21 protein-coding genes are annotated in these 22,003 nt (G+C 59.5%); 12 read left to right on the top strand and 9 right to left on the bottom strand.

Going from position 1 to position 22,003, the window contains the following annotated elements; all coding sequences use genetic code 11:
• Positions 1 to 155: 155 nt before the first annotated feature.
• On the bottom strand, positions 156 to 1,874 hold the full coding sequence (locus tag GR183_RS06015; RefSeq protein ID WP_160774670.1) for an adenylate/guanylate cyclase domain-containing protein: 1,719 nt from the start codon (positions 1,872 to 1,874) through the stop codon (positions 156 to 158).
• A gap of 354 nt (positions 1,875 to 2,228) precedes the next feature.
• Complete coding sequence (locus tag GR183_RS22155) at positions 2,229 to 2,360, bottom strand: hypothetical protein (protein ID WP_260513441.1); 132 nt, start codon at positions 2,358 to 2,360, stop codon at positions 2,229 to 2,231.
• Between the two features lie 305 nt (positions 2,361 to 2,665).
• Between GR183_RS22155 and GR183_RS06010 the strand changes: the two genes are divergently transcribed.
• The 10 genes from GR183_RS06010 (at position 2,666) to GR183_RS05965 (ending at position 12,775) form a co-directional block, all read left to right on the top strand.
• A complete protein-coding gene (locus tag GR183_RS06010) occupies positions 2,666 to 3,433 on the top strand; it encodes a DUF8168 domain-containing protein (RefSeq protein ID WP_160774669.1) in 768 nt (255 codons plus the stop codon).
• Between the two features lie 467 nt (positions 3,434 to 3,900).
• Positions 3,901 to 4,314 (top strand): 30S ribosomal protein S6, encoded by a 414-nt coding sequence (rpsF, locus tag GR183_RS06005; protein WP_160774668.1) that lies wholly within the window; start codon positions 3,901 to 3,903, stop codon positions 4,312 to 4,314.
• A gap of 12 nt (positions 4,315 to 4,326) precedes the next feature.
• Positions 4,327 to 4,575 (top strand): 30S ribosomal protein S18, encoded by a 249-nt coding sequence (rpsR, locus tag GR183_RS06000; protein WP_029057383.1) that lies wholly within the window; start codon positions 4,327 to 4,329, stop codon positions 4,573 to 4,575.
• 151 nt (positions 4,576 to 4,726) lie between these two features.
• A complete protein-coding gene (gene rplI / locus GR183_RS05995; protein ID WP_160774667.1) occupies positions 4,727 to 5,347 on the top strand; it encodes a 50S ribosomal protein L9 in 621 nt (206 codons plus the stop codon).
• Positions 5,348 to 5,565: 218 nt separating this feature from the next.
• Positions 5,566 to 7,047 (top strand): replicative DNA helicase, encoded by a 1,482-nt coding sequence (locus tag GR183_RS05990; protein WP_160774666.1) that lies wholly within the window; start codon positions 5,566 to 5,568, stop codon positions 7,045 to 7,047.
• Positions 7,048 to 7,200: 153 nt separating this feature from the next.
• A complete protein-coding gene (alr, locus tag GR183_RS05985) occupies positions 7,201 to 8,331 on the top strand; it encodes an alanine racemase (protein WP_160774665.1) in 1,131 nt (376 codons plus the stop codon).
• Entirely contained in the window at positions 8,331 to 9,722 is a 1,392-nt protein-coding gene (gene radA, locus GR183_RS05980) for a DNA repair protein RadA (protein WP_160774664.1), read from the top strand. The genes alr and radA overlap by 1 nt, the downstream gene beginning before the upstream one ends.
• A gap of 80 nt (positions 9,723 to 9,802) precedes the next feature.
• Positions 9,803 to 10,423 (top strand): CvpA family protein, encoded by a 621-nt coding sequence (locus tag GR183_RS05975; protein ID WP_160774663.1) that lies wholly within the window; start codon positions 9,803 to 9,805, stop codon positions 10,421 to 10,423.
• A 136-nt stretch (positions 10,424 to 10,559) separates the two neighbouring features.
• Entirely contained in the window at positions 10,560 to 12,038 is a 1,479-nt protein-coding gene (gene purF, locus GR183_RS05970) for an amidophosphoribosyltransferase (RefSeq protein WP_160774662.1), read from the top strand.
• Positions 12,035 to 12,775, top strand: coding sequence for an SDR family NAD(P)-dependent oxidoreductase (locus GR183_RS05965; RefSeq protein ID WP_376765749.1), 741 nt, complete (start codon positions 12,035 to 12,037; stop codon positions 12,773 to 12,775). Before purF ends, GR183_RS05965 begins: the two co-directional genes overlap by 4 nt.
• A gap of 13 nt (positions 12,776 to 12,788) precedes the next feature.
• Here the strand turns inward: GR183_RS05965 and der are convergent, their stop codons facing one another.
• The 4 genes from der to GR183_RS05945 form a co-directional block, all read right to left on the bottom strand.
• The gene (gene der / locus GR183_RS05960) at positions 12,789 to 14,189 is read right to left on the bottom strand and encodes a ribosome biogenesis GTPase Der (protein ID WP_160774660.1); all 1,401 of its coding nucleotides are present in this window, start codon (positions 14,187 to 14,189) and stop codon (positions 12,789 to 12,791) included.
• Between the two features lie 23 nt (positions 14,190 to 14,212).
• Positions 14,213 to 15,580 (bottom strand): PQQ-like beta-propeller repeat protein, encoded by a 1,368-nt coding sequence (locus tag GR183_RS05955; RefSeq protein ID WP_312846779.1) that lies wholly within the window; start codon positions 15,578 to 15,580, stop codon positions 14,213 to 14,215.
• Positions 15,577 to 16,251, bottom strand: coding sequence for a tetratricopeptide repeat protein (locus GR183_RS05950; RefSeq protein ID WP_160774659.1), 675 nt, complete (start codon positions 16,249 to 16,251; stop codon positions 15,577 to 15,579). Before GR183_RS05950 ends, GR183_RS05955 begins: the two co-directional genes overlap by 4 nt.
• 198 nt (positions 16,252 to 16,449) lie before the next feature.
• Positions 16,450 to 17,028: an NnrU family protein gene (locus GR183_RS05945; RefSeq protein WP_160774658.1), complete on the bottom strand. Its 579-nt coding sequence runs from the start codon at positions 17,026 to 17,028 to the stop codon at positions 16,450 to 16,452.
• Between the two features lie 166 nt (positions 17,029 to 17,194).
• On the opposite strand from GR183_RS05945, the gene GR183_RS05940 reads away from it, so the two are divergent.
• Positions 17,195 to 17,539, top strand: a complete 345-nt coding sequence (locus tag GR183_RS05940; RefSeq protein ID WP_160774657.1) for a TraR/DksA family transcriptional regulator — start codon at positions 17,195 to 17,197, stop codon at positions 17,537 to 17,539.
• A 99-nt stretch (positions 17,540 to 17,638) separates the two neighbouring features.
• Complete coding sequence (locus GR183_RS05935) at positions 17,639 to 17,896, top strand: PilZ domain-containing protein (protein ID WP_160774656.1); 258 nt, start codon at positions 17,639 to 17,641, stop codon at positions 17,894 to 17,896.
• Between the two features lie 150 nt (positions 17,897 to 18,046).
• Here GR183_RS05935 and GR183_RS05930 read toward each other — a convergent pair whose 3' ends face one another.
• From GR183_RS05930 to GR183_RS05920, 3 genes are read right to left on the bottom strand one after another with little or no spacing between them, the layout of a single operon-like run.
• The gene (locus GR183_RS05930; RefSeq protein WP_202395852.1) at positions 18,047 to 18,922 is read right to left on the bottom strand and encodes a choline/ethanolamine kinase family protein; all 876 of its coding nucleotides are present in this window, start codon (positions 18,920 to 18,922) and stop codon (positions 18,047 to 18,049) included.
• Complete coding sequence (locus GR183_RS05925; protein WP_160774655.1) at positions 18,919 to 20,964, bottom strand: ABC transporter permease; 2,046 nt, start codon at positions 20,962 to 20,964, stop codon at positions 18,919 to 18,921. Before GR183_RS05925 ends, GR183_RS05930 begins: the two co-directional genes overlap by 4 nt.
• Positions 20,961 to 21,989, bottom strand: coding sequence for a quaternary amine ABC transporter ATP-binding protein (locus GR183_RS05920; RefSeq protein ID WP_160774654.1), 1,029 nt, complete (start codon positions 21,987 to 21,989; stop codon positions 20,961 to 20,963). The genes GR183_RS05925 and GR183_RS05920 overlap by 4 nt, the downstream gene beginning before the upstream one ends.
• Positions 21,990 to 22,003 lie beyond the last annotated feature (14 nt).

Here is a 22,003-nt window from a genome sequence, read left to right as displayed (position 1 = left end):
GCGTCATTCGATCGAGCGCAAGAACACGGGGTAAGGCGCGCCTGTCAAGGGTCGGGCTTCAATTTATGCCCGACAATCGGTCCCCGAGACGCTGAAAGCTCTGGCGGCAGTCCTCAATTCGCCGCCGGCTGGCGACGGAAGACGGATATTGCCGGTCACGCGGGAAAACCCGCCTTCTCAAGGCCGTCGACAAACCGTCGAAGCTCCTCCGGCACCTTGTAATATTCCGTCTTCGACCATTCCGATATCGAGAATTCCGGGTCGATCTTCATGTATTGCGCGGCTTCCGCCTTCGCCTCCTCCAGCCTGCCGAGATGGGCATAGGTCGCGGCCAGCAGGCGGCGGGCGTATTGCGGCTCGATCATCCGTTCAAGGTCCGAGAGGGCATCTTCGTACCGCCCGAGGTGAAAACAGGCGAAGCCGCGCAGCCAGTAATAGAAGTCCGGGCAATTCGGATTGAGCCTGAGAGCGCGTTCGCAGCGTTCCAGCGCCTCTTCCGGGCGGCCCCAGTAGATCAGCACTTCCGAGGACCAGACCAGCACGTTCGCGTCGTTCGGATTGATGGACAGGGCCCTGTCGAAGCAGGCAAGGCCTTGTGCGTGTTTGCCCATGTGGGTGTTGAGAAAGCCAAGCACCCAGTGGGCACGGTAGTCGTTCTGGTCCAGCCGGATCGCGTGAAGCGCCAGATCGCGGACCTGATCGTGGATCTCATCGAAGGATGAAACGCGGAGCATCTTGAAGCGCAGGAAATAGAGCCACGCCAGGGCGGAATAAGCCTGCGCGAAACCCGCATCCGTTTCGATAGCCTTCTTGAACAAGGTTTCGGCCTTTTCCCAGTTGCCGACGCCTTGGCGGTCGAGCTGGCTGCGCCCGCGCAGGTAATAATCATAGGCGGTGGGGTTTTTCGTCCGCGTTTCCAGGCTGCGTTGGCGTTCCGATTTCTCCAGAACGCCGTCGGGCGCGCCGATGGCATGGACGATGGAACCGACAACCTCGTCCTGCACGGCCAGTATCTCGTCGAAATCGCGGTCGTATCGCTCAGCCCACAAGTGCGCGGACGAGCGTGCGTCGATCAATTGAGCATGGATGCGGATCTTGTTCGCCGCCTTCCTGACGCTGCCTTCCAGAACGTAGCGCACGCCGAGATCGGCTGAGACCCGGCGCACATCCACCCGCTTCCCCTTGAGCAGGAAAGAGGAATTGCGCGCGATCACGAACAGCCATCCGATCCGGGACAGCGCGGCGATGATGTCCTCGGTAATTCCGTCGGAAAAATATTCCTGCTCCGGGTCGCCCGACATGTTGGTGAAAGGCAGCACGGCAATCGACGGCTTGTCGGGCAGCGGCAAGGCGACGTTTTCGCTTGTCCGCGGCGCCGCACCCCAGGCGTAGGCGGAAACGGGCTCCTTGATGTTCTTCAGGTTGAGCGCGCCAAGCGCGAGGAAAGGCGCGGTCAGCTTGCCGCCGATACTGCGGTGGATCATGTCGGAAATGACGATGCTTCCCGGCTCCGCGACCTCCTGCAGCCGCGCGGCGATATTCACGCCGTCGCCGTAGATGTCCTCACCCTCATGGGTGATATCGCCCAGGTGCAGGCCCATGCGCAGCTTGATGTTCCCGCCCGCAAGCCCTTCCTGGATCTCTATGGCGCAGGAAACGGCGTCCACGACGGATGGGAACTCGACCAGCCACCCGTCGCCCATGCTCTTGATTATGGTGCCCCTGTAGCGCTTAACGGCGGGCGCGAAAAGTTCGCCGCGAAGGCGCCGCAGGTCGTTCAGCGTCCCTGCCTCGTCCTCGCCCATCATCCGCGAATATCCGGCCACATCCGCGGCCAGCACCGCTTCAAGTTTGCGCAGGCCATGTTCGGGCATCAGATGAATTTACCCGAAGCGCCGTTGCCTGTCGCCAGGAAGCCGGCCGCCGACGCGAAGGCGCAATCATCGAGGTCCGCGTGGTGGCGGAATTTTCTTGACGGGGTGCTTCATATGCCCTGACGCCTCTTGTCCGTTACACCGGGCGCGCCACTTCTTTCCTGTCATGCCCGTGCAGACGGACATCTCGCGAAACACGCCGTGCCCCTCCTCCCTCATTGCCGCCTGTCCTCGACCTGATCGGGGAGGCCCAGACCCGGTGACCCATAAAGATTGGCGAAACACGCAGACGCCGCGTGGGTGCGCGGGTCGAACCCGCGCATGACGAACTGAGAGGTCACTGCAAAGAAGCAGTCAGAAGCGCACACCCTCTCCTTCGTCTTTGCCGGGCTTGACCCGGCAATCCATCCCGCGTTCGTGCCCCTTGCCTGTCATGCCCGTGAAGACGGGCATCCAGTACGCACCACCGCTGCTGGAAGCGCTCATGAGGAGAATACTGGCCCCCCGTCTTCGTTGGGGTGACAGTGCGGAGCTTTTGGCAGGCCCATCTTCCCCAAAATCTCCGAGTAGAGGTCCAATTGCGGTTCAACGGGCAATATCGATGTTAAAATCGAAGAATTAACGCCATAATAATTCGTAATGCCGCACCACGCATCTACCAAAAAAGAAGCATTATGCATAAATTTAAAATAAACAAACCTTCAACTCGCATAACTCCTGCAGTTAGCATTGCAATACCTTTTATCGATCTACATATTTGGATAGATCGCATTAACAACGGGATATTCAATATGACCAATGTAATACTAGAAAAAATTTCCATAAAAGGCCGCATTCTACCTGAAATAAGAGAGGTATCCATACCAAATATTCCAAACATACATTTAGAAGATCCAAATGGATTTCAAGCAATTTATACTTTTAATATCGAAAACGGGCAATTTATTATCTTATGCGAAATCTTTCGTAAATGTGAAAATTTCTTTCAATTTAGCATTATCCGCTGTTATGAATTTGTGACAACATTAGTTGATATTCATGCCTTTTCGAATGGATGGGCTTTGTCAGTGATAATAGATACAGCGGTTCATAATAATATGCATCGGAGAATTGCACTCAGCGAGAAAAGCGCCCTCGATAAATGCTCAGCAATCAAAAATTCCGACGACTTTCAAAAAATATTAAATATTACTCTCAATAATTTTAATCTGAGATTTGCTTTTCGCGATCTTATATCGAGCTTAAGCACTCTTAATTACTCTGCAATCGCAGCTTCGCGATCTATCGAAGCGATTCGCGACCTCATATCTCCTGATACCCCGAAATTACAAGCATGGGAGAACATGCGCGATAAGCTAAATATTGAACGCAAATACCTTCAATACATTACAGACACCTCACGCCAACCCAGACATGGCAATCGAGGAGCCACTGATGGAATGATACAAATGGAGGTAACCCAGCGCGCGTGGAGAATTATGGATAGATACTTAGAATTTATGAAACGTGGGGGAGAAGATGCGTTGCCCCGCGATGTTTTTGAAGCTCTCGCCGAGTAGGATTCTCCATTCATTCTCTAACATCGCTTCCTCCACCCTTCCATCCCACACCGGTCTCCACACCCCACGCATTTACCACAAACCCCACCTCTTGCCCGGAATTTCCCCAAAACCCCTCATCGCACTTGCCTTTTCGCTCGCTTTCGGTATAAGCCGCGCTTCATCCGGGACTTTGGCCGGGGGCTGAACGGAAGGCTGCGTCTTCTTTATGGAAGGCACGGCAGGATCTTAAAGGGGGATCCGACTTCCCGTGTCTCCGCTCTCGAAGTTGCTTCGTTCGCCTTTCCGGCGGCTCGAAGAGGCTTAGCGCCAGGTTCCATGTTTGAAGACGCTAGGGCGATTTTCCGATCGGGATGAAATTCCCGATCGATCAGAAATCGCTCCAGAATCAACAAGTCGAGCATATCCATGTCGCCAAATCCGATTTCGGAATTGCCGGGATATGCTCCAGAGAAAGGCAAAACATCATGACTCTCTATGAGCATGTGTTCCTTGCTCGTCAGGACGTCTCGCCGCAGCAGGTCGAGGCTTTGACGGAGCAGTACAAGTCCCTCATCGAGGAAAACGGCGGGTCCGTCGGCAAGGTGGAGACCTGGGGTCTTCGCACCCTCACCTACCGCATCAAGAAGAACCGCAAGGCGCATTACACGCTGATGAACCTGACGGCGGAGCCGGCAGCCATCGCCGAGATGGAGCGCCAGATGGGCCTTAACGAGGATATCCTTCGTTTCATGACCATCAAGGTCAAGGAACACGAGGAAGAGCCCTCCGCAATGATGCAGAAGCGCGATCGCGACGATCGCCGTCGTCGTGACCGCGACGACCGTGGCGAGCGCGGTGGCGGTGGCGGACGTGGTCCGCGCCGTGGCGATGCAGAATAAGGAGAGCGAACGATGGTCGATATAGCACAGCTTCCCACCCGCCGTCCGTTCTTCCGCCGTCGCAAGACGTGCCCGTTCTCGGGTGCCAACGCGCCGAAGATCGACTACAAGGACATTCGTCTGCTGCAGCGCTACATCTCCGAGCGCGGCAAGATCGTACCGAGCCGCATCACGGCGGTTTCGGCGAAGAAGCAGCGTGAGCTCGCCCGCGCCATCAAGCGCGCGCGCTTCCTCGGCCTGCTGCCCTTCGTGATCAAGTAAGACGCGAAAAATTCAGGGCAGCGCGCGCCGCTGCCCGATCAGGCCCGGAGCGTCCGGGCCTCCCGGCTGGGGCATTCGGGACCAACCACCTGCCCCTAACCGCTTCCTGAAAACTGACGGGAAAGCGGGACAGACGGTCAAGGAGACTATTATGGAAGTCATTCTTCTGGAGCGTATCGCCAAGCTCGGCCAGATGGGCGACGTCGTGAAGGTTCGCGACGGCTATGCGCGCAACTACCTGCTGCCGCAGGAAAAGGCGCTTCGCGCCAACAAGGGCAACCTCGCCCGTTTCGAGGCGGAGCGTGCACAGCTTGAGGCGCGCAACCTTGAGCGCAAGACGGAAGCCGAAGGCGTTGCCGCCAAACTCGACAACGAGCGTTTCGTCGCCATCCGCTCCGCCGGCGAAACCGGCCAGCTCTATGGTTCCGTGTCGACGCGCGATATCGCCGACGTTCTGACGGAAGGCGGTTTCTCCGTCGGTCGCGACCAGGTTCGCCTCAACCGCCCGATCAAGACGATCGGCCTGCACGCGGTCGAAATCCTCCTCCACCCGGAGGTCGAGGTCACCGTGACGGTCAACGTCGCCCGCTCGAACGACGAGGCGGAGCGTCAGGCGCGCGGTGAAGACCTCACCCAGCGCGATGTCGACGTCTTCGAGTTCGAAGAGGAAGAAGAAGAGGGCGAAGGCGCTGAAGGCGAAGTTGCCGAGGGTGAGGCTGAGGCCGAATCCGCTGGCGACGACGCCGGGGCCGAAGGCGAGGAAAACGCCTGACCCTTCCCTCTGTGGACAATCGAAATTGGAGAACGGCGCCCTCGTGGCGCCGTTTTTCGTTTGAACTCAAGGCCCCCGGCAGCGGTGTCACGGTCAACGGGTCTGCGGAGTTATCCCCGTTGATCCCCACAGGAAAGAATCAGCAGCCGATGCTGCGCATTCTCCTTCCCCAAAAGCCTTTCGCAGGGTAACCAAGTGTGGGCAGTGCGGGGGCAGAAATGAATGGGCAGCTTCAGAAGGTAGAGTCGGCGGAATTGATGCGGGTCGCTCCGCACAACGCCGAGGCCGAGCGCCAGCTTCTCGGCGCCATCCTCGTCAACAACGAGACCTACTACCGCGTATCCGACTTTCTGGAAGCGGGGCATTTTTATGTCGAGCCACACCGCGATATCTACGAGAAGGTCAGCCAGCTTATCCGCGCCGGTAAGATCGCCTCTCCGATCACGCTGAAAACCTTCTTTTCCACCGATTCCAAGATCGCGGACCTTGCGCCTGCGCAATATCTGCTGCGCCTTGCCGCCGACGCCACGTCGATCATCAACGCGGAGGATTACGGGCGCGCGATCTACGATCTCGCCATTCGCCGCAATCTGATCCGAATTGGCGAGGACATGGTCAACATCGCGTTCGACGCGCCGATCGACATGCCGCCCGGCCAGCAGATCGACGATGCGGAGCGCAGGCTCTTCGAACTGGCCGAGCAAGGGCGGGAGAATACCGGCTTCCTCGGCTTCGGCGAGGCGCTGACGCAGACCATTGAAATGGCGGCCGCCGCCTTCCAGCGCCAGGGCAAGCTCTCGGGGATATCCACAGGCCTGCGTGATCTGGACGAGAAGATGGGCGGGCTTCAGCGGTCGGACCTTGTGGTGCTCGCTGCCCGTCCTGCCATGGGCAAGACATCGCTCGTGACGAACATCGCATACAACATCGCCGAAGCCTATATGGCGGAGGAGCAGGCCGACGGCACCTTGAAGACCGTCAACGGCGGCGTGGTCGGTTTCTTCTCGCTTGAAATGTCGGCGGAGCAGCTGGCGACGCGTATCATTTCCGAGCAGACGGAAATTTCCTCCTCCAAGATCCGCCGCGGCGATCTGAACGAGGCGGAGTTCGAAATGCTCGTCGCCGCCTCCCAGAACATGCAGACCGTACCGCTCCACGTCGACCAGACGGGCGGCATCTCCATTGCCCAGCTCGTCGCACGCGCTAGAAGGCTGAAGAGACAGCGCGGGCTCGACCTTCTGATCGTCGACTATATCCAGCTCCTGTCCGGCTCCGGCAAGAACCAGGGCAACCGCGTTCAGGAGATCACCGAAATCACGACGGGCCTCAAGGCGCTCGCCAAAGAGTTGAACGTGCCGATCATCGCGCTGTCTCAGCTCTCGCGCCAGGTGGAATCACGAGACGACAAGCGCCCCATCCTCTCCGACCTTCGCGAATCCGGCTCCATCGAGCAGGATGCCGACGTGGTCCTTTTCATTTACCGCGAGGAATATTACCTCGGCAAAACCATGCCGGAGGAAGGCACCGAGGAATTCTTCAAATGGCAGGAAAAGCTCGACCGGGTGAAGAACCGGGCCGAGGTGATCATAGCCAAGCAGCGTCACGGTCCGACCGGCACCGTCGACCTCCACTTCCAGGGTGAATTCACGAGATTTTCCGATCTTGCCGAGACGGATCGCCTGCCCGACCGTCACGACTAACTCAGAAACCTTTTTCGGCACGTCCAGAAACGAATTTTCCCGTTCTGGATATTTCCTCGCGGATCGTTTTCGTGACGCAATTCGATGGTTTAGGGTTGAGCGAATAACCTTGGAGATTCGGCTCATTCTAACGCCGCAAGACCGGTACGAGCATTGAACCCACTTTCGAACGGGCGGATAACCATCGATCTCGGCGCCCTTGCCCGTAACTGGCAGGTGCTCGCCGCACGACATTCCGCGACGTCCGAATGTGGAGCCGTGGTCAAGGCAAACGCTTATGGAATCGGCATAAAACCGGCTGCCGAAGCGCTATTTGCCGCCGGCGCGAGGACGTTTTTCGTCGCCACGCCCGACGAAGGGCTGGAGCTTCGCGCCATCCTCCCAAAGGCGGGGATATATATCCTGAACGGCCTTTATCGGGGTTCAGCCTCCACTTACGCGGAAAACGCGCTGCGTCCCGTTCTGGGCTCACTGCCCGAAGTTCGCGAATGGGCGGATTTCCTCCGTTCTTCAGGCGCTAAAGCTGATGCCGGGCTGCATGTCTGCACGGGGATAAACCGGCTCGGCCTGACGCTTTCCGAAGCTGAGGAGATTGCCGAAGCCATTGATGAATATAGGCCTTTTTCGCCAGGTCTGATCATATCTCACCTGGCCTGCGCGGATGATCCCGACCACCCTATGAATGCTTTGCAGCGTGACCGTTTCCGGCATGTTTCCAGACTTTTCCCCGCCGCGCGGAATTCGCTTGCCAATTCCGGCGGCATCCTGTTGGGACCCGATTATCATTTCGCTCTCACCCGGCCGGGAATCGCGCTATACGGCGCAAAGGCAAGCAAAACCGCCGAAACTCCGCTTGAAACCGTGGTCACTCTGGAAGCCCGCCTCCTCATGGTTCGCATGCTCAAGAAAGGCGAAACGATCGGCTACGGCGCGCGCTTCACCGCACCGCGCGACATGCGTGCCGGACTTGTCGCGATCGGTTATGCGGACGGTTTTCTGCGCCGTTCCGGCAGTACGGACGATCGCGAAGGAGCGTGTTTCCATTTATCCGGCAAGGACTTGCCGGTTGTTGGACGTGTCTCCATGGACCAGACGGTGATCGATGTCACTCACGTGGCGGAAAGCGAATTGACACCAGGGATGATGATCGAGGTCTTCGGGCCCAACATGGCAATCGACAGAACCGCCGAACGCGCCGACACCATCGGCTACGAATTCTTGACCGCGCTCGGCCGCCGCTTCGAGCGGGAATACATTGGCCGCTCTTCGGGAGTTCAGGCCTGATGGCGCGGCGCGCATCCTCCTTCGTCTGCCAGAACTGCGGCGCGGTGACGGGAAAATGGGCCGGACGCTGCGAATCCTGCGGCGAATGGAACTCGATCGTCGAAGAGCAGACCGGCGGTGTCGGTGCCGCTCCGCGCCAGGCACAGGCAAAAAAAGGGCGCGTCGTCCCGCTCGTCGGCCTTTCGGGAGAAACAAAGGAAGCGCCGCGCATCGGCACCAAGGTTGCCGAACTCGATAGGGTCACTGGCGGCGGTTTCGTGCGCGGCTCCGCCCTCCTCGTCGGCGGGGACCCTGGCATCGGCAAATCGACGTTGCTGATCCAGGCAGCGGCCCAGATCGCACGCCTCGGCCACAAAACCGTTTATATCTCCGGCGAAGAGGCGGTCGATCAGGTGCGCCTTCGCGCAGAACGCCTGGGCCTGACCGACGCCGAAGTGGGCCTTGCCGCGGAAACATCCGTGGAGGACATTCTCGCGACGTTGAAAGCCGGTCCGCCGCCAGCGCTTGTCATCATCGATTCCATCCAGACGCTGTGGACGGAACTCGCAGAATCGCCGCCCGGCACGGTCACGCAGGTGCGCGCGTCGGCGCAAGCGCTTGTCAGATACGCGAAGACGAGCGGCGCCACCGTCGTCATGGTGGGTCACGTCACAAAAGATGGCCAGATCGCGGGCCCACGCGTCGTGGAGCATATGGTCGACGCTGTGCTCTATTTCGAAGGGGACGGCGCGCACCAGTACCGCATCCTGCGTTCCGTCAAGAACCGTTTCGGCGCTACGGACGAAATCGGCGTCTTCGAGATGACCGACAACGGGCTGAAACAGGTTGCGAACCCGTCGGCACTTTTCCTTGGAGAACGCAATTCCTCAAGCCCCGGCGCATCCGTATTCGCGGGTCTTGAGGGCACCCGCCCGCTTCTCATAGAAATCCAGGCGCTCGTCGCCCCTTCCCCGCTTGGCACCCCTCGACGCGCCGTGATCGGATGGGATAACGCCAGGCTTTCCATGATCCTAGCGGTTCTCGAGGCGCGATGCGGCGTGAAGTTCGCGCAACACGACGTCTACCTGAATGTGGCCGGCGGCTTGCGGATCAACGAACCGGCGGCGGACCTTGCGGTTGCAGCGGCACTCGTATCCAGCCTCAGCGGGGTTGCCCTTCCTCCCGATTGCGTCTATTTCGGCGAAGTCAGCCTGTCGGGTGCCATCAGGCCCGTCTCGCAGGCACAGTCGCGTTTGAAGGAAGCGCAGAAACTCGGCTTCTCCAGCGCGCTTGCGCCGCAGGCGAATCTGAAGGACGGTTTGAAGGACATGCCGTCGATCACGGGCCTGACGGAGCTTGGCGACATGGTTGCCCGTATCGCAGCGGGCCGCGGAAGCGAAGCGCAAGGCTGAAGGACGTCCGCGACGGGTCCACGCGGCAATCTGGACCGGCAAACGCCCACGGCGGCGAGGATCAGGGGCTGAACCGAGCAATGCCAATCACGCTTCTCGACGGAATCCTTCTCGTCATCATGCTTTTGTCGGCGGTGCTGGCCATGATCCGCGGCTTCGTGCGTGAGGTCCTGTCGATCGCCTCCTGGGTTGCGGCAGCGGTGGCGGCCTACCTTCTTTACGGGCAGGTGCTTCCCTTCGCGAAGCAGTACATCTCGCAGGAATACGTGGCACTCGGCGTTTCTGTCGCGGCCGTTTTTCTGGTCACCTTGATCATCGTGAGCTATATCACCATGCGCATTTCCGATTTCGTGCTGGACAGCCGGATCGGAGCGCTCGATCGTACGCTTGGCTTCGTCTTCGGCGCGGTTCGCGGACTGCTTCTCGTTGTCGTGGCAATGCTGTTCTTCAATTGGTTCGTACCCCAGGAAACCCAGCCGCAATGGATCGCGCGGGCGAAATCCAAGCCGCTGATGGACAGCATCGGAAACCGGCTTATAGCCGCACTTCCGGAAGACCCCGAGAAGGCGATCCTGGAGCGCATTCGCAATCGTGGCCAGAACACGAACGGAGATGCCGCCACCGCACCGGCAGAAGAGCCGAACTATTCGGAATCAGAGCGCCAGGGCCTCGACCAATTGACGACTTCGGGCGGCAATTGATCCATATGAAATCCAGAGCACGCTGCATGAATAATCCGCAAGCAGCCTGCTCCAGAAACCTGTAAACGATCAACCTGTCTTCGCGCGAGAAATAATCAGCGCCGCAGGCGGTTCCAGGATCGAGAGATAGGACGCGATGTCCGACGACACCTTGAGCACAAACCCCTTCATCGATGCGGATGGCGATCATCTGCACGAAGAATGCGGGGTTTTCGGCATTTTCAGCCATACCGACGCTGCAGCACTTTCCACGCTCGGCCTTCACGCGCTCCAGCACAGGGGGCAGGAAGCAGCCGGTATCGTCACCTTCGACGGCAGCCAGTTCCACAGCGAACGGCATATGGGCCTGGTCGGCGACAACTTCACGAAAAAAGCGGTGCTCGACCGCCTCGCCGGCTCCTGCGCCATCGGCCACACGCGATATTCGACGACCGGCGCATCGGCCCTTCGCAACGTCCAGCCGCTTTACGCCGATTTCGCAGGCGGCGGCTTCGCCATGGCCCACAATGGCAATCTCACCAACGCCATGACGCTGCAGCGCCAGTTGCAGCAGCGCGGCTCCATCTTCCAGTCGACCTCCGACAGCGAAACCATCCTCCACCTGATCGCGACCAGCGACGGCAAGAACCTCGTCGACAAGCTGATCGACGCCCTGCGACAAGTGGAAGGTGCTTATGCCCTCGTCGCGTTGTCGGAAAAGAAACTGATCGGCGCGCGCGATCCGCTCGGCGTTCGCCCGCTCCTCCTTGGCGACTTGCACGGATCATACGTGCTCGCATCGGAAACCTGCGCACTCGACATCATCGGCGCTCGCTTCGTGCGCGATATCGAACCCGGTGAAATGGTCGTTATTTCCAAGGACGGTCTGCAGTCGCTTCGCCCGTTCGAGCAGCGCAACCACCCGCGGTTCTGCATCTTCGAATACGTCTATTTCGCAAGGCCGGACTCCGCTGTGAACGGTGTGAATGTCTATGGAGTTCGCAAGCGCATCGGCGAAGAACTCGCTCGCGAAGCACCGGCGGATGCCGACCTTGTGGTGCCCGTGCCGGATTCCGGCACGCCGGCCGCGATCGGTTTCGCGCAGGCGGCCAACCTTCCCTTCGAGCTCGGCATTATCCGCAACCACTATGTCGGGCGGACCTTCATTCAGCCGACGGATTCGATCCGCCACATGGGCGTGAAGCTGAAGCACAACGCGAACCGGGAAATGCTGGACGGCAAGCGCGTCGTTCTGGTCGATGATTCCATCGTGCGCGGCACAACGTCGCTCAAGATCGTACAGATGGTGCGCGAGGCAGGCGCGCGCGAAGTGCACATGCGCATAGCCAGCCCGCCGACCACGAATTCCTGCTTCTACGGCGTCGACACGCCTGAAAAGGCGAAACTGCTGGCATCCCGCATGTCGATCGAGGAGATGGCCGCCTATATCAAGGTGGACAGCCTTGCCTTCCTCACCATCGACGGGCTTTACCGGGCCGTTGGCGAAGCCAAGAGGAACAACGAGATACCGCAGTTTTGCGATGCCTGTTTCACCGGCGAATACCCGACCGCGCTGACCGACCATGAGAAACCGAACGACGTGGTGAAAGCGACCCGACTGGCGGAGGCCGGATGATGAGCGCGATAAAACGTTTCGAAGGCCGGGTCGCCGTCGTTACCGGAGCATCGCGAGGCATCGGATACCAGGTCGCCAAAGCATTGGGCGCGGAAGGTGCACATGTGATCGCGATCGCGCGCACGGTTGGCGGATTGGAAGAACTTGACGACGAGATCCGGAAGGCAGGCGGATCGGCAACGCTGGTGCCGCTCGACCTCAAGGACTTCGAGGCAATCGACCGTTTGGGTGCCGCGATTTACGAGCGCTGGAAAAAGCTCGACATCCTTGTTGGCAATGCCGGCGTGCTTGGCGTGCTTTCCCCGGTCGGCCATATAACGCCCAAGGTCTTCGAGGAAGCGCTTGCGATAAACGTAACGGCCAACTGGCGTCTGCTACGCTCGCTGGACCCGCTGCTTCGTCAATCGGACGCCGGCCGCGCCGTGTTTCTGACTTCCGACATGGCGGAAGAGTGCAAGCCGTACTGGAGCATTCAGGCGACGACGAAAGCCGCGCTTGATGCGCTCGTTCACACCTACGCGAACGAGACACGCTCCATGGCCGTATGCGCCAATCTCTTCGACCCCGGCCCGACACGCACCGGGCTGCGCGCCAAGGCAATGCCGGGCGAAAACCCCGAAACACTGCAACGGCCGGAAGATGTCGTGCCCGCGTTGCTGGCGCTCCTGACGCCAAGCTGCACTGAAAGCGGAGAGACGTTTTCGCTGATCGAAGAACGCCTTACCGCTGTTAACTGACAGAAATCGCGGCCTATCGTTTCGAATGATAGGGATTGTCACCCTTGCGGTAGGACAAGCGGATCGGCGTGCCCGGCATGTCGAACGTTTCACGCAGACCATTCACCAGATAGCGCGTATAGCTTTCCGGCAGGTTTTCGGGCTTTGAGCAGAAAACCACGAAATGCGGCGGGCGCGTCTTCGGCTGGGTCATGTAACGCAGCTTGATCCGTCTGCCGGAAGCCGCCGGCGGTGGATGGTGGGTCAAAACACCGTCGAGCCAGCGGTTCAGCCGCGATGTCGACACGCGCCGGTTCCAGACCTCATGCGCCTTGAAGGCGGCATCCAGCACCTTGTCGAGACCCTGACCGTGCAGCCCGGACATGGTCACGATCTGAACGCCGCGAATCTGGTTGAGATATCGCTCGCTCGCGTCGCGTACCGCCTGCATGGCCTCGGCGCGATCTTCCACGAGATCCCATTTGTTCAGCGCAATGACAACGGCCCGGCCTTCGCGAGCAACAAGGTCGATGATCTGAAGGTCCTGTTTTTCGAAGGATATCGTTGCATCGAGCGTGACGATCACGACCTCGGCGAAGCGGACCGCCCGCAGCGCGTCTGCAACGGAAAGCTTTTCGAGCTTTTCCTGTACGCGGGCCTTGCGACGCAAGCCTGCCGTATCGAAAAGCTTCACATGCCGGTCGTTCCAGACCCAGTCGACAGCGATGGAATCACGCGTGATACCGGCCTCCGGACCGGTTAGAAGCCGTTCCTCGCCGAGGATACGATTGATCAACGTCGACTTGCCTGCATTGGGCCGCCCGACAATCGCGATCCTCAACGGCCGCTCGGCAGACCCGGCAGGAGCACGCTCATCGACGTCATCAACGTCGACATCCGTCTCGGCGACGGCAGCGTCGCCGCCCTCCCGCTCCTTCGCCGCATCGACGACGGGACGAAGGACGTCGTAGAGATCGGCAAGGCCCTCGCCATGTTCGGCCGATATGGCGATCGGATCGCCGAGGCCCAGCGAATAGGCCTCAAGCAGACCGCCTTCCCCCGCCCGTCCCTCGGCCTTGTTGGCAAGCAGCAGTACGGGCGTCGGTGATTTACGCAGGAGATCGGCGAACGTCTCATCCGTCGGCGTCAGGCCTGAACGCGCATCGATGACGAAAAGCGCGACGTCGGCATCGCCAATCGCCTCTTCGGTTTGCTTGCGCATCCGCCCTTCGAGAGAATGCGCCGCAGCTTCCTCAAGCCCCGCCGTGTCGATCACCTGAAACTTCAGGTCGCCTAGACGCGCTTCTCCAACCCGGCGGTCACGCGTGACGCCGGGAGTGTCATCAACAAGGGCAAGACGCTTGCCGACAAGACGATTGAACAGCGTCGACTTGCCGACATTCGGCCGGCCGACAATCGCAACCTTAGCAACCACGGAAGGGCCTTTTCAGATTAGGTTCAGTTGAACGCTACCACTTCGCCCTTGGACGACACGGCAACAATGCGCCCGCCCGCAACGATCGGGCTTACGTAGATATCGACCGAGGTTTCGCGCGTGTCCTGAAGGCGGCCCGTTTTGGCATCCACCCGCGCAATCCGACCGTCGCTGGAAAATGCGAGAAGCGTTCCACTCGCCAGGATCGGTCCGGCCCAATTCGCCCGGTCGTCATCATCTTCCGGCTGCGGTAGGGGAAGCTGCCAGAGCGGCGTTCCGGACTTGCGCTCGATCGCGACGAGATTGTCGTCGAGATCTATCAGGAAAAGCGCATTGCCGGAAGTAACTGGAGTGTGGACCGAACCGTAGTCAAGCTCCCACCTGCGCTCTCCCGTCTTTAGATCGGTCGCTATCACGCGCCCCGCGACACCGACGGTGAAGACCAGGCCATCGGCAATGACGGGGCTTCCCGCAACATCGACCAAGCCGGAAACGGCACGCGTACGGTAGGAACGCGATACGCCGTCAATCCACTTCGGCTCGCCCTTCTCGATGTCCATGGCAAGCACTTCACCGGAAGAGGACGGAAACACGACCGTACCGCCCGAGACAGCCGGGTTTGCCGCCGACAATACACCGCCGGTTTCGGGAATTCCGGAAAAAGTCCATTTCTCGGACCCATCTTCCTGCGAAACGGCAACGACTTCATTGTTTTGCGTAACGACGAAGACATGGCCACTGGCCGCGGTCGGCGCCTCACGCGCCGGAGCGTCGAGATCGACCGTCCAAAGCACGGCGCCATTGGCCGCATTCAACGCGGCAAGCTGGCCGTAACCGGTGGCGACGAAAACACCGCCATTGTCGGTCGCCACGCCGCCGCCTGCCGCGACATCGCGCTCATTTTCGGGGCGAAGGCTACGCGACCAGACACGTCCGCCATTACCTGCAGAGAGGGCCACCACCGTGCCGTCCTGCTTGTAGACGAAGATGCGCCCACCATCGGAGACCGGACGCGCGGCGAGGCGCATGGGCGAAGAAACGAAGCTGCCGATGCCCCCGCCGGAAGAACCGAGCGACGCCCGCCAGGCGCGAGCACCCGATGCCGAAACGGCGACATTGCCCGGATTGTTGCTGGCATCGCCCCCGGCCTGAGGCCAGGACTGACCACCGCTGGCCGGCCCGAGCGAAGCTTCCTGCCCGGAAATCTGAGCCGGGTTGTTCTCGACATCGAACAGAGCCTGACGCTCGCCCGGCAGGATCTTCTCCTTTGAGGAGAACGGGTTCACCGAATCCGCGAAATCGGAGACGGTTCCGCAACCTGCGAGCATCAGCGCGAAGGAGACGACCAAAGCCGTTTGGACCGGCCGTCTATGATAGGCAGCGCGCGTCACGAATTGTTTCCTTTTTCCGGCGTACCTTCGGAGGCATTCAAGAGATCGAGGAGGAGGCTCGCGCGGCTGCCAACCTCCGCCGGCACGCCCTCGGCGTCCACGACACCTTCCAGCCATTTGCGCGCGCCGGCATTGTCACCGTTCTTCCAGGCGGAAAATGCGAGCGCTTCGCGCGCGAGAAACCGCCAGGGATTGGTATCTCCCGTCAGTTTCTCCAGACGATCCGCCACGCCGGCATAGTCCTCAAGTTCCATGGCGATATAACCGCCCCGCAATGCGGCAAGATCACGGTAAACCGGATCGTTGGAACTATCGGCGGCAACCGCGTCGAACTCGGCCAGCGCTTCCTCCTTCTGGCCCGACAGGGCAAGGTCCGTCGCCTTGCGCATGCGCGAAAGCAGCGGATATCCGCCAGTCGCATCGCTCAGGCCGTTCAATTGCGCGATCGCTTCCTGCTGCTGGTCCTCGTCAGACAGGCTGATCGCCTGAATGAACCGGTCGCCAGCCTCCTGGGCCGCGGTGGCCTGCCAATATTGCCAGCCCCGATATCCGGCGGTTGCCACGACGATCAGCACCGCCACGCCGATGACGTAAGGACCAAATCGATCCCAAAGCGATTTATATCGCTCGCGCCTGATTTCCTCGTCGACCTCGCGGAAAATATCGGACATGCGCTCAGTATTCCCAATCCGGTTGAAGCCGTTTCACACGGCCCGTTGTACCGCCGCACCGCTTCCTGCGCGGCGCGTCACAGTATCCACTCGTGCTGTCGCTGGCAAACGAACAGCGCCCCTCCCTCCAACGCATTGATGGCGGCAGTGAGGCGAGGCACGGAATGCCAGAATTTTCACGCAAAATACAGTGCTAATTCAGCCCTGCAGTATCGGCACGCCAATCAACCAGGAGTGAAGCTGCCAGACGAACAGCGCATAGACCGCAAGTCCGCCGACAATCGCCGTTATGTCGTTCTTCGGCGAACCTTCTCCCGGCGCCACGCCACCAAGCTTGCCCCGGCGCTTGAGCGAAATGCGGTCGGCAACTGCCCAGCCCAGAAACGCGCCGAACAACAGTACGGAAGCGGCGTCGCCGTTCGCCAGCAAATGCGCAAAGGCCCAGATCTTGACCGCAAGGATCGTCGGGTGCTTCGCCGCCGCCTTTATCCTTCCCGGCAGATATGTCGAAAGGATCAGCACGAATACAGGAAGCATCAGCAACATCACCAGATGCGCCATCCACACCGGCGGATCGTAAAGTAACGCCGGCCCGGCGGCCCGCGCTTGGCCATATCCAATCACGATTAGAACAATGCCGACTGCGGAAATCAGAGAGTGGATACCCTTGAACGGGCCTTCGCCAAGCCGCGTTCTCAAGCCGGATTCGGCCGCCGCGAACATCGGCAAGCTGTGTGCGCCGAGAAAGAGAACCAGCCCCAAGACGAGATATGCCATCCGTTTCACGCTCCCGGCCGACCAATAGGTGTTGCTCCGGCGGAAATCGCCTTCGCCCGCAAACGGCTTTGAAGGATCGCGATTGTCGTGTCAACTCCGTGACGAACCGGTGCTATTTCGGCTAAGCTGCGGCATTCACCTGAGCTTGGCGATCAGGAAGGTACGGATGACGATCGATATCGATGCCGCGAAAACACGACTTGTTGATCGCATGCAAGAGATCAAGCGCCTCAGCGAAATCTCCGAAGATTCGCGCTCGACGGTAGATCTCGATCAGCAATCGGTCGGGCGTCTTTCGAGAATGGATTCGCTGCAGATGCAAGCCATGGCGCAGGCATCGGAACGTAGCAGAAACCTCGAACTTCAGCGAATCGACGCTGCGTTAGCCCGGATTGCGACCGGCGACTACGGATATTGCCAGGAATGCGGCGAGGAAATCGCGCATAAGCGTCTTGAAATCGACCCGTCCGCGAGCCTCTGCATTCACTGCGCAGGAGCGAAGGAAAACTGAACGAATTGCATTTGCGATTTCTCAAGCTTTTGGATGGCACTTGACCGCAAACGGGATACCAAGAAAAACGGTACAGGTTCAGGGATGTTGGAGAGCAGAATGTCGGAGCAAGATCGCCGAATAGCTCCTCGCCGCCGCACCATCAAAGGCGGCAAGATCATCATTAACGGCACGTCCGTTTACGATTGCATGGTCCGCAATCTTTCGGATACGGGCGCACGGCTGAAGCTTGAGAGCACCATCGGTATTCCTACGGAGTTCGAATTCAGGATCGTCAACGAGGACATCCACGTCATGGCGCTTGTTAAATGGCGAAACGACAGGGAAATGGGCGTATCGTTCGAGCGGTTTCTGTAAAGCGGATCATCGAAAGGAGCGATAGCCAGCAGGTTCTCTACAAAAGGGCGTTCACAAGCACCCGAGACCCGCATGAAGTGCCTTCTCGCGGTCGATAGATGCCTCGATCGCATCCGCCGCAATAGCCCGTCTCGCTCCAACCTGGAAATATCAAAGCTTTTCGTAAGCCCGCCGGTAACGGTCGAGATTGGAATCTGTATAGGCGCGATAATCGAATTCGATGGAGGACGTGAGTTCAGATACCATGCTCCACATCGTCTCGCGCAGCAGAGAGGCGCATTTCATCGCATTGTAGCTCTGCTTCAGGCCGGCGTCCGGCTCCGCACCGAAATAGGTCTTGAGCAGGAACCGCTCTGCCTCATCCGGCAGGCCGCAATTGGTCGCAAGACCGCCGAGATCGAACAGCGGCGAGTTGAAGCCGCCGTATTCCCAGTCCACGAGCCAGAACCGATCTTCTCCTCGCAGAATATTCGCGGGCAAAAGGTCGTTGTGCCCAAGCACCAGATCAACCTTGCCGACGGCTTTTTCGAGATTTTCGGCTTCCTGCATCAGCCGTGGGAGCTTGGAAACGTGGGGAGAATTTCGGCTGGATAAAAATCCCGCGTAGTCGCGAAGGATATGGAACACCCAGAACGTCACGATCGGACCACGCGCGAGCGCTGTAACCTCACGGTGCGCCCGGGCAATGAGGTGTGCCACATCCTCAAGCGTAGCCTGGTCGTGTAGATCCGTTTCGGCCAGCGGCGCGGCCTCTACGAATTCAAGCACGAGAATGCCGGCTTCGACATGATGCACCGCCGGCGAAATCCCGGCCGCTGCCGCGGCACGGCTGATTGCAAGTTCGTTGAACCGCATCACGCCGTGTTCGGGGATATCGTCTCCGAAGCGAACGACGTATTTTCGGCCCCGGTCCATCAGCGTCAGATTAAGATTTGTTATACCGCCCTCAAGCGGTTCGATCTCTCGCGGGTCGCTCCAGCAAGGCAGTGCCCGCGCTCTTGCTATGGCTTGTTCCAGCCCATTCATGTCAGCCCCAGCTTTTGTTGAGAGGACCGTGCAAGCGCCGTGACCACCCGATCCGCGATGATCGCGATGAAGGCCACCGAAAGGCCGGCGACGATGCCCTGGCCTATGTTGGCCTTGGTGAGAGCGATATAGACCTCCTGACCGAGGTCGCGCGTGCCGACGAGCGCCGTTATGACGAGCATCGAAATCGCCAGCATGATGGTCTGGTTCAGGCCCAGGAGAAGCGACGGCGCAGCGAGAGGCAACTTGATCCGCCAAAGGATCTGGCGGCTGGTGCAGCCGGACACCTTTCCGGCTTCTATCAACTCTTCATCGACCGAGCGGATCCCGTGCGCGGCGTAACGCACGGCCGGCGCCAGCGCATAAAGCACAACCGCTATCATCGCCGAAAAATCGCCCACACGGAAAAGCATCACCACCGGGATAAGATAAACGAAACTAGGCAACGTCTGCAGCGTGTCGATCATCGCACCGATGACCGAGTTGGCTCTTGGATTCTGACCGGCCCAAATGCCCAGCGGGATACCGATCACGCTCGCGATCAACACTGAAACCGAACAAAGGTAGACGGTGGTCATCGCCTCGCGCCAAAGGCCGGATGCGGCGATGAAAAAAGTCATCGCCGCCGCCATGACGCCAAGCTTCCAGCCGCATATGCGCGCCGCCGCCAGGCCGACCACAACGATACCCCAAGCCCATGGAATGCCTGTGAAGAACCGCTTTACCGGAAGCAGCAGGACGTTCAGCAGGACAGTTTTTACGGCCTCGATCGAATCGAAGAAATTGACGTTGATCCACTCGATTGTGGAGTTCCAGAACGTTCCCGTGGTCAAAGTCAGCCTTGCCGGATATTCACGAAATGCCGGAAGATAGGCGCCCGCGAGTGTCGTAAAGACAGCAATTGCAACGACAAGCGTAAAAACGGGATGGCGTTTGTGAAAAGGCAGCTGCGGATCCAGGTGCGGGCGCACGCGCCTTACGGCGAATGCCTGACTTAGACGGTCCAGCGCGATGGCCATTACGACGATGGCGAGCCCCGCCTCTATGCCGCCGCCGATGTCGAGGCGTCGCAACGCCGTCAAAACGTCGTAGCCAAGCCCGCCTGCTCCGATCATCGATGCGATAATCACCATATTGAGGGTAAGCATGATGACCTGGTTGACGCCAACCATGAGAGACGGCATTGCGGTCGGGATCAGGACCTTCCACATGAGCTGACCGCGCCGGCACCCGACCATGCGACCTGCCTCGATCACCTCTTCGGGCACCGAATGGAGCGCCACTGTCGAGATGCGCACCATCGGCGGCATGGCGTAGATCACGGTTGCGATCAACGCGGCCACGGGGCCAAAGCCGAACAGCACCAGAATAGGCACGAGATAGGCGAAGACAGGCACGGTCTGCATCAGGTCCAGAACGGGACGCAACATCCGTTCGAACGCCGGCAGCCGGTAGGCGACGATGCCAAGCGCAAGCCCCCCGGCAACACCGATGGGAACGGCTATCAGCACCGAAGCCAGTGTAACCATGGCGCTATCCCACTGTCCGAAGGCAGCGAGATAGGCAAAGCAAACGCCAACCAGAATGGCAAGCCACCGGTCCTTTGCATAAAGTGCAAGCGAAACGGCAATTGAGATAATCGCGATCCAACTGAGTGGCGGCGCGACGTCAATCGCCTGCTGCCCCTGCCCGATCATGAAGCCGTCGACCAGCAATGAACGCATGATGTCGTAAGGCGCTTCGATAATGGCGGAGATGAAACGCGTAACATCGCGAAAGGTGAAGAACCCGAAATTCAAATCCTCGACAAGCCAGTTGGTTGCGTTGGAAATCCATGTATCGAGGGGAATTTCAAGCTTCTTGGGATAGCGGATGATCCAGCGCGCATCGAACGTCTTGTAAAGCGCAAACGACCATGTCGACAGCGCCCAGGTGACAAGAAAAAGCCCTATCCAGAAGACCGCCGAAAAGGATGGGAAGCCGCTTAGACCCGCTGTCGGGGCCCGGGCCGGGCGAGCACGATTGTGCACCCCATCCGTCATGCGCCGGTCCGCCCGATCATGACGTCTATCGCGGTGCGGGCATCGATGGTTCCGATGACCTCGCCTTCTTCCCCGGTCACCTTGAAGGGGTGCGTCGCGGCATCGATCTGATGGATTGTATCCGCGACGGTCCGATTGCCCGAAAGTTCCCCCGCGTAGACGCCATCGGGAACATCCGGCGACATGACGGAGCGCAGTTTCATCACCTTGGCGCGCGGAACGTGGCGCGTGAACTCCTCGACATAAGGCGTCGAAGGATTGAGAACCAGTTCCTCGGGCGTGGCCGTCTGCTCGATGCGCCCGCCCTTCATGACCGCAATACGATCTGCAAGCCGGATCGCCTCGTCGAAATCATGCGTGATGAAGACAATCGTCTTTTGTAACATCGATTGAAGCCGGAGAAACTCATCCTGCATCTCACGGCGAATAAGCGGATCCAGCGCCGAAAACGGTTCGTCGAGGAACCACAGGTCAGGATCTGCGACAAGCGAGCGGGCAATGCCGACGCGCTGCTGCTGGCCACCGGACAACTGCCGGGGATAGTAATCTTCCCTCCCGGTCAGACCGACGATGTCGATCATCTGGCGCGCCTTTTCCTCGCGAGTGCGGCGATCCACGCCCTGAACATCAAGCGGAAAGGCCGCGTTCTGAAGCACCGTGAGGTGCGGCAACAAGGCAAAGTGCTGAAACACCATGCCCATCTTCTTCCGCCGCAGATGAATGAGTTCGTTCTCGCTCATCGCCAGCAGATCGCTGCCCTCGAAGCGGATTTCGCCTGCCGTCGGCTCGACGAGACGGGACAGGCAACGCACCAACGTGGACTTGCCCGATCCCGACAAACCCATGATGACGAAAATTTCGCCCTTGCGGATTTTCACGCTGGCATCGCGCACCGCGCTGATGATGTTGGCTTCCGCCAAAGCCATGTCGGTGGGCGAGCCGTTATGTTTTTCAAGAAAATTCCTGGTATGAGGCCCGTAAAGTTTCCACACTCCGCGGCAATCAAGGATGACGGGGCGCTCCATCGCCAACTCCGGTC

Origin of the sequence: Stappia sediminis (assembly GCF_009826895.1) — a bacterium.
Lineage (GTDB): Bacteria > Pseudomonadota > Alphaproteobacteria > Rhizobiales > Stappiaceae > Hongsoonwoonella > Hongsoonwoonella sediminis.
Note: the sequence above shows the minus strand (reverse complement) of the source record. Positions and strands in the feature narration are given on the sequence as shown.

Coding starts and splice junctions, on each gene's coding strand:
- GR183_RS05990 (WP_160774666.1), top strand. CDS start 5,566: ATGAATGGGCAGCTTCAGAAGGTAGAGTCGGCGGAATTGATGCGGGTC.
- GR183_RS05950 (WP_160774659.1), bottom strand. CDS start 16,251: ATGTCCGATATTTTCCGCGAGGTCGACGAGGAAATCAGGCGCGAGCGA.
- rpsR (WP_029057383.1), top strand. CDS start 4,327: ATGGTCGATATAGCACAGCTTCCCACCCGCCGTCCGTTCTTCCGCCGT.
- GR183_RS05945 (WP_160774658.1), bottom strand. CDS start 17,028: ATGGCATATCTCGTCTTGGGGCTGGTTCTCTTTCTCGGCGCACACAGC.
- GR183_RS05925 (WP_160774655.1), bottom strand. CDS start 20,964: ATGACGGATGGGGTGCACAATCGTGCTCGCCCGGCCCGGGCCCCGACA.
- radA (WP_160774664.1), top strand. CDS start 8,331: ATGGCGCGGCGCGCATCCTCCTTCGTCTGCCAGAACTGCGGCGCGGTG.
- GR183_RS06010 (WP_160774669.1), top strand. CDS start 2,666: ATGACCAATGTAATACTAGAAAAAATTTCCATAAAAGGCCGCATTCTA.
- GR183_RS05920 (WP_160774654.1), bottom strand. CDS start 21,989: ATGGAGCGCCCCGTCATCCTTGATTGCCGCGGAGTGTGGAAACTTTAC.
- GR183_RS05975 (WP_160774663.1), top strand. CDS start 9,803: ATGCCAATCACGCTTCTCGACGGAATCCTTCTCGTCATCATGCTTTTG.
- purF (WP_160774662.1), top strand. CDS start 10,560: ATGTCCGACGACACCTTGAGCACAAACCCCTTCATCGATGCGGATGGC.
- GR183_RS05940 (WP_160774657.1), top strand. CDS start 17,195: ATGACGATCGATATCGATGCCGCGAAAACACGACTTGTTGATCGCATG.
- GR183_RS06015 (WP_160774670.1), bottom strand. CDS start 1,874: ATGCCCGAACATGGCCTGCGCAAACTTGAAGCGGTGCTGGCCGCGGAT.
- rpsF (WP_160774668.1), top strand. CDS start 3,901: ATGACTCTCTATGAGCATGTGTTCCTTGCTCGTCAGGACGTCTCGCCG.
- GR183_RS05935 (WP_160774656.1), top strand. CDS start 17,639: ATGTCGGAGCAAGATCGCCGAATAGCTCCTCGCCGCCGCACCATCAAA.
- GR183_RS05930 (WP_202395852.1), bottom strand. CDS start 18,922: ATGAATGGGCTGGAACAAGCCATAGCAAGAGCGCGGGCACTGCCTTGC.
- GR183_RS05965 (WP_376765749.1), top strand. CDS start 12,035: ATGATGAGCGCGATAAAACGTTTCGAAGGCCGGGTCGCCGTCGTTACC.
- GR183_RS22155 (WP_260513441.1), bottom strand. CDS start 2,360: ATGAGCGCTTCCAGCAGCGGTGGTGCGTACTGGATGCCCGTCTTCACG.
- rplI (WP_160774667.1), top strand. CDS start 4,727: ATGGAAGTCATTCTTCTGGAGCGTATCGCCAAGCTCGGCCAGATGGGC.